The 16,308-nt window shown below is 32.9% G+C and carries 15 protein-coding genes; 1 reads left to right on the top strand and 14 read right to left on the bottom strand.

Features of this window, described 5'->3' with window-relative positions; all coding sequences use genetic code 11:
- Positions 1-142: 142 nt before the first annotated feature.
- From CJF42_RS02615 to CJF42_RS02590, 8 genes are all read right to left on the bottom strand, one after another.
- A complete protein-coding gene (locus CJF42_RS02615; RefSeq protein WP_095365185.1) occupies positions 143-1,567 on the bottom strand; it encodes a S41 family peptidase in 1,425 nt (474 codons plus the stop codon).
- A 36-nt stretch (positions 1,568-1,603) separates the two neighbouring features.
- A complete protein-coding gene (locus CJF42_RS02610; protein ID WP_095365184.1) occupies positions 1,604-3,760 on the bottom strand; it encodes a peptidase domain-containing ABC transporter in 2,157 nt (718 codons plus the stop codon).
- A gap of 6 nt (positions 3,761-3,766) precedes the next feature.
- Positions 3,767-5,017, bottom strand: coding sequence for an HlyD family secretion protein (locus CJF42_RS02605; protein ID WP_170940448.1), 1,251 nt, complete (start codon positions 5,015-5,017; stop codon positions 3,767-3,769).
- 7 nt (positions 5,018-5,024) lie between these two features.
- Positions 5,025-6,122 (bottom strand): radical SAM protein, encoded by a 1,098-nt coding sequence (locus tag CJF42_RS02600; protein ID WP_095365182.1) that lies wholly within the window; start codon positions 6,120-6,122, stop codon positions 5,025-5,027.
- A gap of 12 nt (positions 6,123-6,134) precedes the next feature.
- Positions 6,135-6,299 carry a hypothetical protein gene (locus tag CJF42_RS27175; RefSeq protein WP_170940447.1) on the bottom strand — a complete coding sequence of 55 codons (165 nt, stop codon included), beginning with the start codon at positions 6,297-6,299 and terminating at the stop codon, positions 6,135-6,137.
- 182 nt (positions 6,300-6,481) lie between these two features.
- Positions 6,482-6,637, bottom strand: coding sequence for a hypothetical protein (locus CJF42_RS27170; protein WP_170940446.1), 156 nt, complete (start codon positions 6,635-6,637; stop codon positions 6,482-6,484).
- Positions 6,638-6,797: 160 nt separating this feature from the next.
- The gene (locus CJF42_RS02595) at positions 6,798-7,880 is read right to left on the bottom strand and encodes a hypothetical protein (protein ID WP_095365181.1); all 1,083 of its coding nucleotides are present in this window, start codon (positions 7,878-7,880) and stop codon (positions 6,798-6,800) included.
- Positions 7,881-7,924: 44 nt separating this feature from the next.
- Positions 7,925-9,517, bottom strand: a complete 1,593-nt coding sequence (locus CJF42_RS02590; RefSeq protein WP_095365180.1) for a radical SAM/SPASM domain-containing protein — start codon at positions 9,515-9,517, stop codon at positions 7,925-7,927.
- Between the two features lie 208 nt (positions 9,518-9,725).
- On the opposite strand from CJF42_RS02590, the gene CJF42_RS27165 reads away from it, so the two are divergent.
- Positions 9,726-9,896: a hypothetical protein gene (locus CJF42_RS27165; RefSeq protein WP_170940445.1), complete on the top strand. Its 171-nt coding sequence runs from the start codon at positions 9,726-9,728 to the stop codon at positions 9,894-9,896.
- 50 nt (positions 9,897-9,946) lie between these two features.
- On the opposite strand, the gene CJF42_RS02585 is transcribed toward CJF42_RS27165, so the two are convergent.
- From CJF42_RS02585 to atpD, 6 genes are all read right to left on the bottom strand, one after another.
- Positions 9,947-10,780 (bottom strand): helix-turn-helix domain-containing protein, encoded by an 834-nt coding sequence (locus tag CJF42_RS02585; RefSeq protein ID WP_095365179.1) that lies wholly within the window; start codon positions 10,778-10,780, stop codon positions 9,947-9,949.
- Between the two features lie 73 nt (positions 10,781-10,853).
- Entirely contained in the window at positions 10,854-11,411 is a 558-nt protein-coding gene (locus CJF42_RS02580) for a biotin/lipoyl-containing protein (protein WP_095365178.1), read from the bottom strand.
- Positions 11,412-11,477: 66 nt separating this feature from the next.
- Complete coding sequence (locus CJF42_RS27160; protein WP_170940444.1) at positions 11,478-11,621, bottom strand: hypothetical protein; 144 nt, start codon at positions 11,619-11,621, stop codon at positions 11,478-11,480.
- A 446-nt stretch (positions 11,622-12,067) separates the two neighbouring features.
- Entirely contained in the window at positions 12,068-14,248 is a 2,181-nt protein-coding gene (locus tag CJF42_RS02575) for a winged helix-turn-helix domain-containing protein (protein WP_170940443.1), read from the bottom strand.
- Between the two features lie 211 nt (positions 14,249-14,459).
- The gene (locus CJF42_RS02570; RefSeq protein ID WP_095365176.1) at positions 14,460-14,876 is read right to left on the bottom strand and encodes a F0F1 ATP synthase subunit epsilon; all 417 of its coding nucleotides are present in this window, start codon (positions 14,874-14,876) and stop codon (positions 14,460-14,462) included.
- 13 nt (positions 14,877-14,889) lie between these two features.
- Positions 14,890-16,275, bottom strand: coding sequence for a F0F1 ATP synthase subunit beta (gene atpD / locus CJF42_RS02565; protein ID WP_095365175.1), 1,386 nt, complete (start codon positions 16,273-16,275; stop codon positions 14,890-14,892).
- Between the last annotated feature and the right edge of the window lie 33 nt (positions 16,276-16,308).

The raw sequence follows: 16,308 nt of genomic DNA, 5'->3' as shown, positions 1-16,308 counted from the left end.
ATTTTTTCATTATAAAAACAAATATAATGCATCTTATTGATAGTGTGAATAATTATTATTATTAAAAAACAAACTAAACTCAGCCCTTTAAAGTATTTTGTAAACAGAGCCGATTCTTAAGCCTATATCTATTATTATAATTTTATTTTGAAGTCTTAGCAGCTATAAAAACGTTATTCGATAATTTTTTACTTAACCAATCTTTAGCCGTAAATAAAGTTTTATCGACATTCGCTGTAAAAAAAGCAACATCTCGTTTAACTAATATATCTGGTTGAATACCATAACCAACAAAATCTCTACCATCAGCAAAAGTTTCTCTTTTGGTGCAAATTTTTGCAAAGCCACCTCCAGGTAATTCAATATCAAGTGGTTGTCCTGTACTACCAAATGTTGGCTCCCCAACCAGTATTATATGACTAGCACTCGATGCATATACTAAAAAACTCTCTGCCGCAGCCGATGTTTCTCGGCTGATTAATACTACAGTAGGTACAACAACTTTATTTTCAAAAGTCACATCATCAGCAAAAATTTTATCCGGTTCATTTTCTTGCCACGCATTTCCACTAAAGTATGGCTCATATTTTTTAGCCCAAGCAAACTGAGTCGAATATTTCCCCCAAGCTTTATAAGTTGAATTATGAACTCGCATTTTAGTGCGTGTGCCTTCTAAATCATGAAAAGTAAGATGTTTTAATATCTCTTCAGCAAGCATCGTATTTCCACCACGATTATTTCGCAAATCCAAAATCAAAGCTGATGATGATTGTAATTTAGGTATTAGTAAATTAAATCTTTTACTAATATCCATATCAGTAAAATTATTTAATGCAACATAGCTAATATTACCATCAAGATTTTTGTGTTCTATCGAATTATCATTTTTAACTATGCCACTCGCGAATAACCAATTTTTGGTATCAAGATCATCACTTCGTTTCAAATCCAATTCTCCAATAACACCCGACAATGTTTTATATCTGATATTTACATTTGATTCTCTAGGCCCCATCAAAAGACCATAACCTAATTTAGAGTTTCCCCGAATCCCTTCATGCCAACGAATATGGTCTGTAGAGCTGCTAATATATGGAAATACTTCATCTCGTAAAACGTCTTCAACTATTACACTGTCAACATGAGTAATTATCGAGCCTAAAGGTATTTTTTTCGCTAACTCTTTACTCACTCCCACAACAATAGCTTCGCGGCCTGCCTCAGCTAATTTTATAGATGGGTGGGCTACATTTTTTTTGACCATGTCAGCACTCATTTCTACATATGTCATTCCATCATTAAGACCTGCTAAAAACTTTGTCAGCGTTCGATAATATTCATAGTTACTTTGGGGTTCTATTACTTGTGGAATATAACTTTGATAAACATCATCCCAGTTTAGATTGCTCACTTGATCAAAATAAGCAAAGTTATAACTCGCTTCCTTCCACAAGGTTGACAGTCCATATAGACGCTCTTCTACTGTCAACTGATCCTCATCAGCAAATACCCCTGAAGCAATAAAGCAAGCAGCAAGAATGATTATTTTTTTTAATGCCGTATTCATAGTTTTAACCTTAATTGATTTCACCGTATATCCGGGTTATTTAACCGCTACAAGGGTAGGGGTTTTATTCTCTGAATTTTGTTCTATCTTATTCTCTTTATTAATATGTTCTTGCAAATAAATAATACGATCAGCCATATCTATTGTTTCTTGTCTATGGGCTATCATAATGCGCGTGATCCCCAGATTTTTGAGTACAATATTTATTCTTTTTTCAGTGTCTTTATCTAGAGCACTGCTGGCTTCATCTAAAAACAGAATCTTTGGTTGTTTATATAAAGCTCTTGCAATTAATACCCGTTGTACTTGCCCTCCAGACAATGTGCTACCCATATCACCAGCAAGCGAGTTAAACCCCATCGGCATTGATTGAATATCATCAAAAATTTGCGCTTGCTGACAAACTGAGTCCATTAATTCCTGGTCAACATCAATAGCAAAAAAACTGATATTATCGCCTATTGAACCAGATAATAAACTATCGCCTTGCATCACAGCAGCGGTACTGCTTCTGTAGTTACTCAAACCTATTTTTCTGATATCAACACCATCAAGCATTACCATTCCCTTATTAGGATTAGATAATCCCATCATTAGTTTCATAAGAGATGTTTTACCAAATCCTGATGGTGCAACCAAAGCCACACTTTCACCAGATTCAACGGTTAAGCACAAATTTTCAAACAAAAAAGGTTCATTAGAATCATATTGAAATGACAAGTCTTTTATTTCTAATTTTCCTTTCACATTTTGTAACATTGGATAGTCCGTTTCTAATGATTCTTCAGCATCAGAAAGCGCTATATCCGCAATGCGTCCTAAATGTAACCCCATCATTCGCCATTCAAACAATTTATCTAAAAAAAACTGTGAGCTGGTTGCGAATTGCTGACGGTACGCCAAAAAAGCAAACAATAAACCAACTGTCATCACATCATCTAAAATGAAAAAAGCACCAAACCAAATTAGTAATATATACTCAAAGCCATAAACTAAATCTTTAGCTGTTAGCTGAAAAATACTGAACCGCCCAACTTTAATATCTGCATTTATCCAGTCAGCTTGTGCATTTTCTAATTTAGACTGCCGAGTCGCTTCACCGTTAAATATTTTCACAGGCAATACCGAGCGTACAGACTCATAAAAAAGGCTATCACTAGCCGCTTTAAGCTGCAAGCTTTCTTTGGTTGCATTGCGAAGTGGCTGAAATAACGCTAACCTCATAACAATAAAAATCACAACACTAGTCAAAGTGACAAGCGCTAATGTTACATTAAGATAAAACATGACAAACAAGATTAATATCGCCATTAGCCCATCTAACATCCCCTCAACAAAACCTTCACTTAATAATCGTTTAACATAATCTAAAGACTGAAATCTCGATAATACATCTCCAACAAAGCGTTTATCAAACCAACTCATGGGTAACCTGAGTAAGTGTCTCATTAGGTTAGAGACAAGCTGAATTCCTAATATTGAACGTAAATAAAGTACTACCCAAGCACGTACTGCACGAGCAGCGACCTGTAAGAAAAGTAATAAAGAAAATCCGATGCCTAATATCATCAAAAACTGATGATCGTCTGTAACAACCACATTATCTACAACAAGCTGGATAAAATAAGGAGATATAAGTAGTAAGCTCTGCATGACCAAAGATAATATAAGAATTTGACCTAAACTACGTTTTAGCCCGATTACTTTTCGCCAAAGTAAAGAGAATCCCAAAGATACTTCTTCATTTTTAGCTTTGAAATCTTCCGATGGTCGCAGCTCAATTGCAACTCCAGTAAATGAACGAGACACCTTCTCCCATGGACACCATACAGTTCCTTTTGCGGGATCATGGATCCAGATACCATCTGACTTTACTGATTTAAGAACAACAAAATGGCATAAATCCCAATGTAATATAATAGGGTGTTGAAATTTTTTTAACTGCTCTAATTCCAGCCTCATAGGCCTACCTACCAACTCAAGTTGATTAGCAATAGATACCAATTGCTTAACCGTTGCACCTTTTAAACTAATAGGAAATTTACGCCTTAAACTAACTAGATCAAATTTATAGCCATAATAACCAGCGATCATACATATGCTCGCAAGGCCACATTCAGCACCCTCACTTTGCAAAACAACAGGTAACTTACGCCTTAAACTAAACTGCAGTTTCTTTATTAATGTATTCATTAAATTTTATCCTCGTGTCACATCAGAGAATGGTTCAAAAAACCAAGAAACTAAATTGCGAGTTTCCCCTTGTACATCTGCATTTAAAGTCATCCCAGGTTGTAACCTGATGCGTTTGTTTTTTACATTAATGATTTGTGTATTTAACCTGACACGTGCTCGGTAAACAGGAACATCAATCAAATTAGAAGATACTGCTTGATTAGGTTCAATTAAGGTTTTGGATATACTTTCTATATCGCCATCAAAAAAACCAAACTTTTGATAAGGAAAAGCATGATATCTAACCTGAATTGACTGACCAACCTCAACCAAACCTATCGCGCTAGTTGGAATATATATTTCAGCGATTAAATCACTTAATTCAGGTAGTATATTCATCAATATTTTGCCCATTACAGCAAAATGACCATCACTGTAGTAGATATTAGAAATAATTCCATCATGCGGTGCTAATATAATATAAGCTTCTTTAGCATCGCTATCCGATATTTGTCTTTTTAGATCAACAACTTTTTGTTGGTAACTAATTATCAACGATTTCCCGCGTATATTTAAGTTTTGACGATTATGGTCGGCATTATCAACCTGATTTAACAAATCTTGATGACGTTTTTTAAGTGACTTTACTGCTATACGCTTTTCAAGAAATTGGGCATACTTACCATTATATTCAACCTTTGTAATTTGCTTTTTTTTATAAAGCGTTTCTATTTCAGCAAGTTCATTAGCCAATATTTCTAAATATTCTTTTTGTAAGGCGATTTCATCGATCAAATGTAATGCATCTAAGTTAAATTGTTTAATTGTGCGATCAACTTCAGCCGACTCTAATGCGTTAAGTTTTTCTTGAAAACTTATTTTCTCTTGCACGAGTTTCAAGCTTTGTAACAAACTTTTGTTCACTTGATTCGAAATAGAACCCGCTATATTATTTTGTTCTGTACGTACCTGATAAAGTTTTTCTCCCTTTTTTACATGCTGTCCTTCTTTTACATAAAGTTTATCTATCACACCTGATTGCCGTGGCAATACTTTCGTTATCCCAGCGGGGTTTTTTAATACACCTGCCACACGTGTTGTTTTAGTAAACTCAGACCAAGACAAAAATAAAAATATGCAAAATAAACTGACTAAGAAAAAAACACATAAAAATAAAGAGGAAGGAGGCCTAATTAAAATAACTTCTCCCTGCAAACCTATTTTAGCTTCGATAACCTCAGGCCGAATAATTGAACGCCGTTTCTGAATAGTCATAATTTTCCTAAATTTGCTTAACAGCGATACGCTCAACACCATCAAATATTTTTGGTAAATGCTTTGCAGGACAGCTTAAATCTTGCTTATCTAAAGTTGAGAACCCTCGGATCCAATAGCTATAAAACTCTTTATTTAGTATTACATCTCCATCATGTTCCAATTTACCTACAACGTTTCTTGGATCTTTTAGCATCACGGTACATTTTCCGAGTTGACCATCAGGAAAAATAAGCAAATGCCTCGGGATTGCCGCATAACAAATTTTATTATGCGCACTTTTAAACGGTCTCTTCATAGGAAGTAGTGAAGTTTTAATATGAGTAAGTCTATTTTTTATTTTTTTATCTGGAACCAGTTGACTAGCACTACTTTCACCGCCTAGATCTTTAATTTCTTCTAACATCACATTAAACCTATGATCTTTAGAAAACTCTTTAAGTATGTTTTTTACTAATACTTCAATCGAATCAATATTTTTTTGTGTGATATGTAAACGAAGATCAATTATGAAATGCTTTTTAAAAGAGCGAAAACAAAGCAAATTTTTCCATATTCTATAAAAACTTCCTTGACCATTTTTTCGAATACGAGTTTGATCATGAAATTCTTGCCAACCATCTAACGATATTTGAAAGTGATTTACACCACTATTTAATAAATCATTAAAACGATTTTTAGATAATAAATAACCATTGGAGCTCATATTTGAGGTATAAACTAAATTATTATTAAGCTGAATTTTTTTTATTGCATTACCTATTTTATGTATAGGCATAACGTTAAGAGTAGGCTCTCCTCCAAACCAACTTATATGCAAATGACGTAAACCTGATTCAACACTCTTTTCTATAAAGCGGATCACACTATATGCTCTATCCTCATTCAATTTAACCGACTGAAAGTCTTGATAACAATATACACATCTAAAGTTACATTGCTCTGTGGTGATTATTGTTAACTCTAGATAAGAATTAGATGTAAAAAGAGAAAATAATGATTTTTCAATATTGTGATATTTATCTATAACAGACTGCTGTTTAAGCTTGGTAAAAGTAGCTTTAAATTCAGGGATAGCAGTTTTTATCTGATTAAAATTTAACATTATAGCTTCTAATTAATTATTGTCATATTTAAGTAACAAATACTTTTTATGGTTAAAATTTGTATTTTTTAATTCTGGATTATCTTCAGATATAAGATCTAATTCTTCGGGTGAAATATCATCTAAGTTTACTTTTAGCTCTAGATCAAAAGCAGTTTCTAATATTTCTTTATCCATTTAAACTCCCTTAAATATCAAAGGAAGATTAATAGTAATTACTATTAATCTTCTTTAATTATTACAACTTAATCATATGTTCCACGTAGAAAGTTACTATTACAATCACTTGTAGTGATTACTCATAATTAACACCTTATGTGGTAGTTATTTTAGTTAGTAATATTTATTAGATTAAAATATTAATCATATGTGACACAAGTAAAGGTACCATTACAATCATCAATCATTGATGGCATTAAACCACCAGCTTGCGCTTCTAGCTCTTCAGCTGAAATTTCATCTAAATTTATTTCTTGTTCTTCTGCTGTAACATTTTCTAGTTTTTCATTTTTCATAATGACTTTCCTTATTAAATATCAATAGCCAAAAAGTGGCCGCTTAGTAAATCTATTATTCGCTTTGACATTAGCTAAACATCTGTTCGAACAATAAAAAATTCTTTTGCTCTTTGTTATTTTTAAAATGCAAAGCAAATTAAAATAACCCTAGATAATTTTAATTTTGTAACAAGTTATCTATTACTTGTGTAGCTGCAAAAAAATCATCTCTTTTGAGAGGTGTTATTTTGTCTTTAAGCCTGTGTTTTATAATAAGGCTCAAATCTGGTACTTCTGAATCACTCTCATCAAACACATAAAAATTAGGTAGATTTTCACATAAAACACCATTATCAACGGTCTCACCTTTAACAGTAAAAACAGCCATATCAATACCACTTTCAATCGCACCCAGAACTGAAGTTGTATGTCCATTAGTTATCGCAAAACATGCATTTTTCATCATGAAGCTTTGAGGTATATAAGGTTTTGCAAGCACGTTTTTATGATGTATTGCGCCATCCTCGATAAAATCTCCAAAGCTAACAGCGATTGCGAATTGCTCATTACATGCCCAGCCATCTATCTGATCCCAAAAACTATCTTGATGAAAACGCTGCCCATGCTGAATATAAATAATTTTTTTATTCTTACGCTTAGCATCAGCTACCCAATTACGTATTACTTCATCAGGTTCCTCCTCCCAAAGCATGCTACCTATAACAAAGTAGTTTTTAGGAAGGTGTGCGCTCAAATGTTCTGAGTAATTTCGAACCAAATGCGCATCACCAAGTAATTCATTACTATGCGTTACATATTGGGATTCATTGATACCTAAATATCGGCAAAAACGATTATATAAATCAAGTAAATTTTGCGCTCTCCATTTTCTTAAATTACACAGAGATGTATCGATATTACTAACCTGACTATAGGTTTTATCTAGCCATAATGGAGAAAAAAAACCTATTGTGGCATGTTTTATTTGTGCTTTTTTGGCTACGAAAATACATCCCATTGCCAGAGGCTGCGTTACAATTAAATCTGCTGAAAATTGACTTAACGCATACTGAGTATGTTTAGCTTGGATTGCACAAAAAACGGGTTCAGCCCACTTTTTAATTAAAAAGCTATGACCATCAATATCACCTCGCGGGATCCGAGCCAGTCCTTGCTCATTTAGCAATCCTTCACAACTCATATCACAAATAAAAGCAACCGTATGACCCACTTTTTGCAATCGTAAAGCTAAACCAATCATCGGATTAATGAATCCTCTACGGTTTAAACTGCAAAATAGAATGTTCACGCCTGTTTACTCTCTAAATATGCTTCAGCAACACTTTCTCTAAACCGCTTTCCATATGAATCACAGAAGTTTGCATGCATTTTCCCAGTCCTTACTTCTGCGTTTATTGCGCAACCTCCACCACAATAAAAAGCATATCGACATTGAGAGCAAATAGGATTAGAAGCTACGGTACGAGAGCGCCAATCACATTCATTTTTTTTATGGATATTTAAACCTGATTTTTGATCAAAATATCCTATGCGTATTTTTTCATCTCCAGTTTTTTCATAACACGCATAAATATCAGCAAATGCATCAATAACGTACATTTTGTTATGTGCACCGCAAAATTGAGGGAGTTGTGGTGAATTTTCTTTGTTGGTTTCGAACACTCTACGCGCTTTCTTTTTCATTGCATCACCATCAAATTGAAACATATCAAGCTTTGGATATTGTTCCTTTAATTTAATAAATGCATGGTTTAACTCTCGGGTACCGAAACATTCCGTATCACTTGTCTGTTCATTGTGTGCAACGATAACAGCTAAATAAACACCAAAATTTGAATATTTTCCCCATCCTTTCTCACTAATAACATCAGCTAACTCTGGTAAATCAGTTAAATTATTTTTATCAACATTTATACGCCCTATAATTTTCACCCCTAAATCTAAAGCTAGCTGTATATTTTGACTAATTAGCTCAAAACTTCCTGTACCATCAGGGTAAATTCTGCGTTTATCATGCTCTTTTGGTGTGCCATCAAAAGTGATCTGGATCTCAGAAATCCCTTCGGGTCCAAGTAAATCCTTATAGTGTTGTAGATCTGTGCCATTACTGATAGCTAGAAATTTAGCTTTACCCTCTGCACGCGCTCGATTCATGGTATATTCAATAATATCTCGATTCTCTTTAAGTAACGGTTCACCACCGAAAAACTTAAAAGTACGTACATGTTTTTCGTCAGCAACAAAGTTATGGCGAGCTTCTAATACAGGCAAATTATCAAAAACTAAATCAACAGTTTCAGGTGTCATTTTTTTTAATAAATGACTGTAATTAGGGTCTGTACGCATGTGATCCTGAAAACAATAAGGACACCTTAAGTTACATGAATATGTAGGCATTATTAGGTAATATGGCGCTTGCTTTATCATAGTATTTGCTTTGTTAGTAGCATACTGTTTGAAAAAACTGTGCTCTTGCTCTTGTGTTCTAAGCGTTAAAAAGCCTTTTTTTCGCAAAGATGTGATAATTTCACTTTCTGGCTTTTCTACTTTCATATCACGATATTCAAGGTCTTTCCACTCACCATAAAGAGGTCTAGGTGGACGTTTATCTTCATTAGCCCTTAAATACATTGCAATATCTTTATTAACTTTAATTCTATGACCTAAATATCCGTGTACTAGTAACATTTCCTCATCAGTATCAGGTAAATCAACATATATAGTATATGCACTAGTACGAGGCTCATTTAATGTTGGAGCTGAAGAAACAAATTCATCTTTATTTGGTAATGGGTCTAATGAATCTAAACCATGAGGGCTAAACTGATTAACCTCAGCTCCTACGTTCAAAATTGGAATTAAATTTTTACTATACATGTTATCCCCCTCAGTTATTAACGAAACAAAGTTAACATGTAAATATGCTTTAAAAATCGATATAGCCTGTTTCGTCTCATTTTTAACACTTAAAGTCTTAAAGTTTACTCAACCTAAAAAACAAGACAATCGATTGAAATTTAAAGACAAATACAAAATTCTATTTTTAATAAGCTTATAATTAATCATTTAAAATAGGAAAGTGATCATGCAGGAAAAAAAACAATCAAATGTTAAAAATAATAAATCTAAAAAAAGTACTTCAGAGATAGATCAAGCGTTACAAGATGAATTAGACCGATTGGAAGAGATAGCACTAAATGAGCTAGGAGGAGGAAATAATCCAAATATTGGTTGTGTTAGACCAGAAGAAAGATAAATTAAATAAACATACAAAGTAACTATTAATAAATAAAGTTACTTTGTAAATTATCCTACACGGCTTAATTGTCGATATAAATTAGGGGATTGACCAACACTCTTACTAAAGCTATTACGTAAATTAGGGTAACTACCAAAGCCAGAAACACAGGCAATTTCATCAAGCGCCAAATCACTATTTTCAAGATAAGACTTAGCTAATTGTAATCGCTTCTCTGTCAACCAGTCTTTTGGCGTTTTTCCTACACTTTCTCTAAACTGACGATCAAAACTGCGCCTTGATAAGCACGCTTTTTCCGCCAGTTGATCTATCGTTTTTATTGAACTTAAATTGGCCTCAGCCCAAGCGAGAACCTTTCTTAACCTCAAAGAGCAAAGCGATAAATTACTTGCACTACTCTTAGCCATGGACGCTACAATACTCGGACATAAATTTAGTTTTTCGGCCATATTTTGCGCTATATACAACCCTTTTTTTTGCGCAACAAACTGTGTTGCCCATTCAAGAACACCTAAACCAGAATCCAAAACCTGAATGCAAGTAGGATCAATCAACTTCAAATCAAAATTTTTCTGAATGAGGTTTTCGGCTCTTTTTCCAATAACAATAATTTGACCACGTATTCGTAAAAAACCTCCTAAACTTTCAACTGATTCAGATGTTAATATTGAATAATCATCCCAACCACAAAAAATCAACATATCATATTGATTTAAATTAAATGCTTTATTTGATAAATCAACATGCTTATTTTTTGGGATTTTAAGTACTTTAGTAACAATACTACTTTCAATTACCAGGGGTAACGAAAATACTTCATATAAACAGCCTAAATCAAAACTAGAGTTATCTATTGGTGATAAAATACAAACTTTAATCATATTCGCCTCTACTTCTATGAATACCAATTTACATCTTTTTTATTATGTTTTAAATGGCCTCAGTTAAAATCAGTTACTTATACAAATTGCACATTTTTTTGTTTTTTACTAACATCGCATTATTAATTTCATGATATAAATAATTACGATTAAAAAATAAATTTCGATTTATGCTATTTGAAAAGAAATATAATTTATCTTGCTGTTTTTTAAATATATTTATCTGTAATACATAACCCTGAGTGCATAAGTAAAATTTATGAGCCTTATTAGAGTCAAACTCAAAATTATTAAGGTAGATAACGCCCTTAATTTCATTTGAAATAATTTCAGCCACAATATCACCAATATGAACATAATTATTTTTATCATAAATTTTTCGTACTACTCCTGATAATGGAGAAGTCACTATCCATTTATTTTTATTATGTAAAATACTAACAATAGTTTGACCCTGCTCGGTAAAATCATTTTCTTCTAAATGGACTTTTATGATTTCACCTTCAACTCGTGAGATAACAATGACACTATCATCACCTTTAAAGGTTACTTTTACATCATGTGTAAATTCATCATTTGCAAAAACTAATTTAGTTAAAACAAAACAGATAAAGAAAATAAATAATCTCATTTCTAACCAATATATTTAGTCATTAAATATTTAAAATTATATAAGTATATTAATACAGATAAGTATTTAGCATTTAGTTTCAAGTGGGTCTGTTACTAAACCGAATTGATGAGGAACTCCCCCTGCGATTTTAGCTGTTATAACTAATGGTAATTTATTGTAATCCTTTGAAAGGTTTTTAATTTTTTTCTTATTCAATTTAAATTTCATTTTTTTTCCTATAGACGGTAGGTATTTTAAAGTATTTAGTAACTTGCCATTTGATGGAGTAACCATAACAAAAAAAAATAAAAATATACTAACAAATAAGTTATAAAACCTCGGTAAGAATTAGACTTAACAACCTGAATTTATTGAATTAATCATAAAAACACCATTTTAATTATAAAATAATTACCATAAATTTAAAAATGACACTTTCAAAAAAATCTACTTTATAAGTTTTAGATTTGGTATTTATGTAGGGTATTTATTTTTTACGTGTGAAACACAACCTCTATTTCCCACAAAATAAAGGCACTGACGGCTTCTTTGACAAGGTATCTTTTTAATTAGTATTACATCAAACCTAATATGAGAGTTTAAAAGACCCTTTATCTTATTTAAACAGCATAAATAGGCACCTCTCATAATTACGAGTTAAATCGAACTAATGTCTAATCTTTGAGCCTATTCATTTTTATTATTGAATTTGGTTTATTTCTTATTAAGCTTATATATAAGCTATTTGCTTCCGAATTTTTATCACTGGATAATGACGCGATTAGCTCCATATCTTTATCCACTTTAAAAATTTCTTCTGCGGTTTTTTTTGAACTGATTACTTTTTTAAAAATTGAAATATTGTCTGTATAATATATATTCAGATCATCATGCGTCCAAATAATATCGGCTTCAGCACTAAGATCTAATATAATATCAGTATGATTGTTTTCAAGATTTAGTTGTACGAATTGATTTTTACTATCTAAATATATAAGTTGTGTATCTGATATCATTTTTGCATCAAAAAGATTTGAATTATAAATTTGATTGGATCTTTTATTTTCAATGTCATAAAACCACCCATAAGTTTTATTTAACTCCAAAGACGAGGCTGTATATATTACTTTTTTATCACTTCTCCCCCAATCAGCAGACTGAATTTGCCCAACAATACTTACTTTATTTACAAGTTCATAATTATTAAGAGAATAAAAATATAAGTACTTATTTCTAGCCACTAAAAGCTGAGTTTCATCTGGAGATACTGCAATCGAAACCGTATCCTTAAAATCTAATTCAATTACTTTAGAGCGATTATCTCCTTTTACATACCAAATAGCATGGCGCTCCCCCTCAATTAGCAGTAGTGCGTGCTGTGCTTCTTTTAAAGGAGCTATCAACTTTTCTTTTAGTGTCATATTTGAAAAGTTAATAATTTCATTCGTCTTTAATGATAAATTCACTAAATCATAATCAGTCCACTTTGTTGTTATTAATAAGTCATCTTCAGATATAAAAATAAGGTCATGAATATCTTCAGTGGTTTTTACAACTGAATGTTGTAATTTTTTAGTTAAAACATCATATTTATTAAGTATATTATCTGATTTATTAAACCACATAATATGTTGAGACATATCATCCCAATATACACTTCTAATTATGTAATCAACTTCAGCAATCATACTTTGGTTACTGCCATCAATATTCGTCACGAATATTTGTGTTCCATATGATTGAGAACGTAAAAAAGCCAACCTTTCAGAGTTTTGAGATATTTTTAATGAATAGTCCCCTATTGGTTTAAAACCAGGTAAAGATACCTGAAACTCTTCATTAGACATTAAATCCCGCATAACCAGTGCAGCTGTATCTAAACGGCCTCTATAGCCATATTTAGTATAAATTAACTTATTATTATCATAACTACTGGCGCTTAATACATAAGATGAACTACACTCAAAAAGCTTGTTATGCTTAGCTAAGTTAGGTTCAATAGATAAATCTACACTCCAGATTTCGCAGAGGTTATCATCTCCGACACTTATTAGTTGGTAGAATAGAATATTACTTTGGTTCGACCATCCAATCGGGTAAACATCATATTGATTTTCATTGATGATAAAATCTTTTAAGTTTTTCATATCCTTAATATGTAAACTACTAACAGGTTTATTTTCCTCTTTCAGTGCATATGCTAAGTATTTACCTGAAGATGAAAGATAAGGAAATTCATAAGTACCTCTTTTCCATGATAAAATATCTGAAGAGTAATTTTTAACTTCAACTATTTTTAAGTTTACATCTTTATCTTGATTGAAATAATAAATAAAAGTAAGAATTGATAATAAAAAAACAAAAAATAAAAAATATTGAATTGATTTTTTATCTTTAAATTTCACTTCAAACTGTTTATCTTTTTTGTTATTTTTTTTAGATACTAAAATATATTTATCTTTCTCTGCGTTTATTAGTTCTATATTTTCGTTTGTAGTTCTTTTTTTATCATATTTTATAATTTCCACATCTAATAAAAAACTATACCCCTTACGGTAATGCGTTTTTAATATTTGCCCTCTTTGTAATTCAGATTTACATATTTTTCTTAATCTAGACATTGCTCGATTAATGGCATTATCATCAACATATACTTGCTGCCATACTTCATCTACTAATTCTTGTCTTGTTACTATTTTCTCTCTATTTAATATTAAATACGCTAATAAGTTATATAATAACGGTTCTAATTCTCTCTCTACTTTTCCATCAAATATAGTTTGACGTTTGGGGCTCAAATTCCAACATCCGAATTTAACTGTTTTTACTTCTCTAGAAAAATTAATTTGTTTCATTATTATTCTTTTTTTCATGTACCTAAATACTGAATTTAACATTAACAAAAGTAAAATCAGTTTACTAAGCATCTTTGATATTCAAAGTTTTATTTTTTTATTATCCGAACAAATAAAAATAACAAATTATAGTCTCAAATAAATATTTAATGGATTTGATTAAAGTAAAAAAAAACCACCCTAAGGTGGCTTTTTCTATTAACCGGAAAGGTTAGTTACGCATAATTTTAAGCACTTTAAGTTGTGCAATTGCATGTGACAATTCTGCCGCAGCTTCTGCATAACTTATGTCTGTTGCCGATGAATTCGCTAAATGCTCTTCAGCTTTGCGTTTTGCATCAAGGGCTGTTTGCTCATCTAAGTCTTCAGCTCTTGTTGCAATATCAGCTAACACGATTACAGATGAAGGTTGCACTTCAAGTGTACCGCCAGCAACATAAATCACTTCTTCGTGACCATGTTGCTTAACTAAACGTACCATTCCAGGTTTAAGGGCTGTCAGTAATGGAGCGTGACCTGGGTGTATACCTAGTTCACCTTCACTTCCTGTTACTTGGATAGTTTCAACTAGACCAGAAAAAATAGTTTTTTCTGCACTAACGACATCCAACTGTACAGTCATAGCCATGACAACCTCCTAATTACATGTTTTTAGCTTTTTCTATCGCTTCTTCGATAGAACCAACCATGTAGAATGCTTGCTCTGGTAGATCATCAAATTCACCGTTTAAGATGCCGTTGAAGCCCGCAATAGTATCTTTAAGAGATACATATTTACCAGAAGCACCAGTAAATACTTCAGCTACGAAGAAAGGTTGAGAAAGGAATTTCTCAATTTTACGTGCGCGCATTACTGTGTTCTTATCTTCATCAGACAACTCATCCATACCTAGGATAGCGATGATGTCTTTAAGCTCTTTATAACGTTGAAGTACTGTTTGAACACCACGTGCAGCATCGTAATGCTCTTGACCAATTACTAATGGATCAAGTTGACGTGAAGTTGAATCAAGTGGATCAACCGCTGGGTAAATACCTAGTGATGCTATATCACGAGATAGTACTACTGTTGCATCTAAGTGAGCAAAGGTCGTTGCTGGAGATGGATCGGTTAAATCATCCGCTGGTACGTATACCGCTTGGATTGAAGTGATTGAACCAGTTTTAGTAGAAGCGATACGCTCCTGTAAAACACCCATTTCTTCAGCTAGTGTAGGTTGGTAACCTACCGCTGATGGCATACGACCTAGCAATGCTGATACTTCAGTACCTGCTAGTGTATAACGATAGATATTATCTACGAAGAAAAGTACATCGCGACCTTCATCACGGAACTTCTCTGCCATAGTAAGACCAGTAAGTGCTACACGTAAACGGTTTCCAGGAGGCTCATTCATTTGACCGTAAACTAGCGATACTTTATCAAGTACGTTAGATTCGTTCATTTCATGATAGAAATCGTTACCTTCACGAGTACGCTCACCAACACCAGCGAATACAGAGAAACCACTGTGTTCGATAGCGATGTTACGGATAAGTTCCATCATGTTTACAGTTTTACCAACACCGGCACCACCGAACAGACCAACTTTACCACCTTTAGCAAATGGACATACAAGATCGATAACCTTGATACCAGTTTCTAAAAGTTCAACTGAGCTTGATTGATCTTCATAGCTAGGTGCAGCACGGTGAATAGGCATACGCTCTTCTTCACCAATTGGACCAGCTTCATCGATAGGGTCACCAAGTACGTTCATGATACGACCAAGCGTTGCTTGACCTACTGGAACTTGGATGCCTTTACCTGTATTTTCTACTTCAGCGCTACGACGTAAACCATCTGTAGTACCTAGTGCGATTGTACGAACCACACCGCCACCTAGCTGCTGTTGGACTTCTAGAGTCAAACCCGCTAAATCGCCATTTTTAATTTTTAGTGCGTCATAAACGGCTGGTACGCTTTCTTGTGGAAATTCAATATCCACAACAGCGCCGATTATTTGGACGACCTTACCTAAACTCATGTCTATTCCTCTAGTTTAACTTTGCCTAAACAG

Origin of the sequence: Pseudoalteromonas sp. NBT06-2 (genome assembly GCF_002276045.1) — a bacterium.
Lineage (GTDB): Bacteria > Pseudomonadota > Gammaproteobacteria > Enterobacterales > Alteromonadaceae > Pseudoalteromonas.
The sequence above is the reverse complement of the archived record's forward strand: the minus strand, read 5'-3'. Positions and strand labels throughout refer to the sequence as shown.

Coding starts and splice junctions, on each gene's coding strand:
- CJF42_RS02615 (WP_095365185.1), bottom strand. CDS start 1,567: ATGAATACGGCATTAAAAAAAATAATCATTCTTGCTGCTTGCTTTATT.
- CJF42_RS02610 (WP_095365184.1), bottom strand. CDS start 3,760: ATGAATACATTAATAAAGAAACTGCAGTTTAGTTTAAGGCGTAAGTTA.
- CJF42_RS02605 (WP_170940448.1), bottom strand. CDS start 5,017: ATGACTATTCAGAAACGGCGTTCAATTATTCGGCCTGAGGTTATCGAA.
- CJF42_RS02600 (WP_095365182.1), bottom strand. CDS start 6,122: ATGTTAAATTTTAATCAGATAAAAACTGCTATCCCTGAATTTAAAGCT.
- CJF42_RS27175 (WP_170940447.1), bottom strand. CDS start 6,299: ATGGATAAAGAAATATTAGAAACTGCTTTTGATCTAGAGCTAAAAGTA.
- CJF42_RS27170 (WP_170940446.1), bottom strand. CDS start 6,637: ATGAAAAATGAAAAACTAGAAAATGTTACAGCAGAAGAACAAGAAATA.
- CJF42_RS02595 (WP_095365181.1), bottom strand. CDS start 7,880: ATGATTGGTTTAGCTTTACGATTGCAAAAAGTGGGTCATACGGTTGCT.
- CJF42_RS02590 (WP_095365180.1), bottom strand. CDS start 9,517: ATGTATAGTAAAAATTTAATTCCAATTTTGAACGTAGGAGCTGAGGTT.
- CJF42_RS27165 (WP_170940445.1), top strand. CDS start 9,726: ATGCAGGAAAAAAAACAATCAAATGTTAAAAATAATAAATCTAAAAAA.
- CJF42_RS02585 (WP_095365179.1), bottom strand. CDS start 10,780: ATGATTAAAGTTTGTATTTTATCACCAATAGATAACTCTAGTTTTGAT.
- CJF42_RS02580 (WP_095365178.1), bottom strand. CDS start 11,411: ATGAGATTATTTATTTTCTTTATCTGTTTTGTTTTAACTAAATTAGTT.
- CJF42_RS27160 (WP_170940444.1), bottom strand. CDS start 11,621: ATGAAATTTAAATTGAATAAGAAAAAAATTAAAAACCTTTCAAAGGAT.
- CJF42_RS02575 (WP_170940443.1), bottom strand. CDS start 14,248: ATGAAACAAATTAATTTTTCTAGAGAAGTAAAAACAGTTAAATTCGGA.
- CJF42_RS02570 (WP_095365176.1), bottom strand. CDS start 14,876: ATGGCTATGACTGTACAGTTGGATGTCGTTAGTGCAGAAAAAACTATT.
- atpD (WP_095365175.1), bottom strand. CDS start 16,275: ATGAGTTTAGGTAAGGTCGTCCAAATAATCGGCGCTGTTGTGGATATT.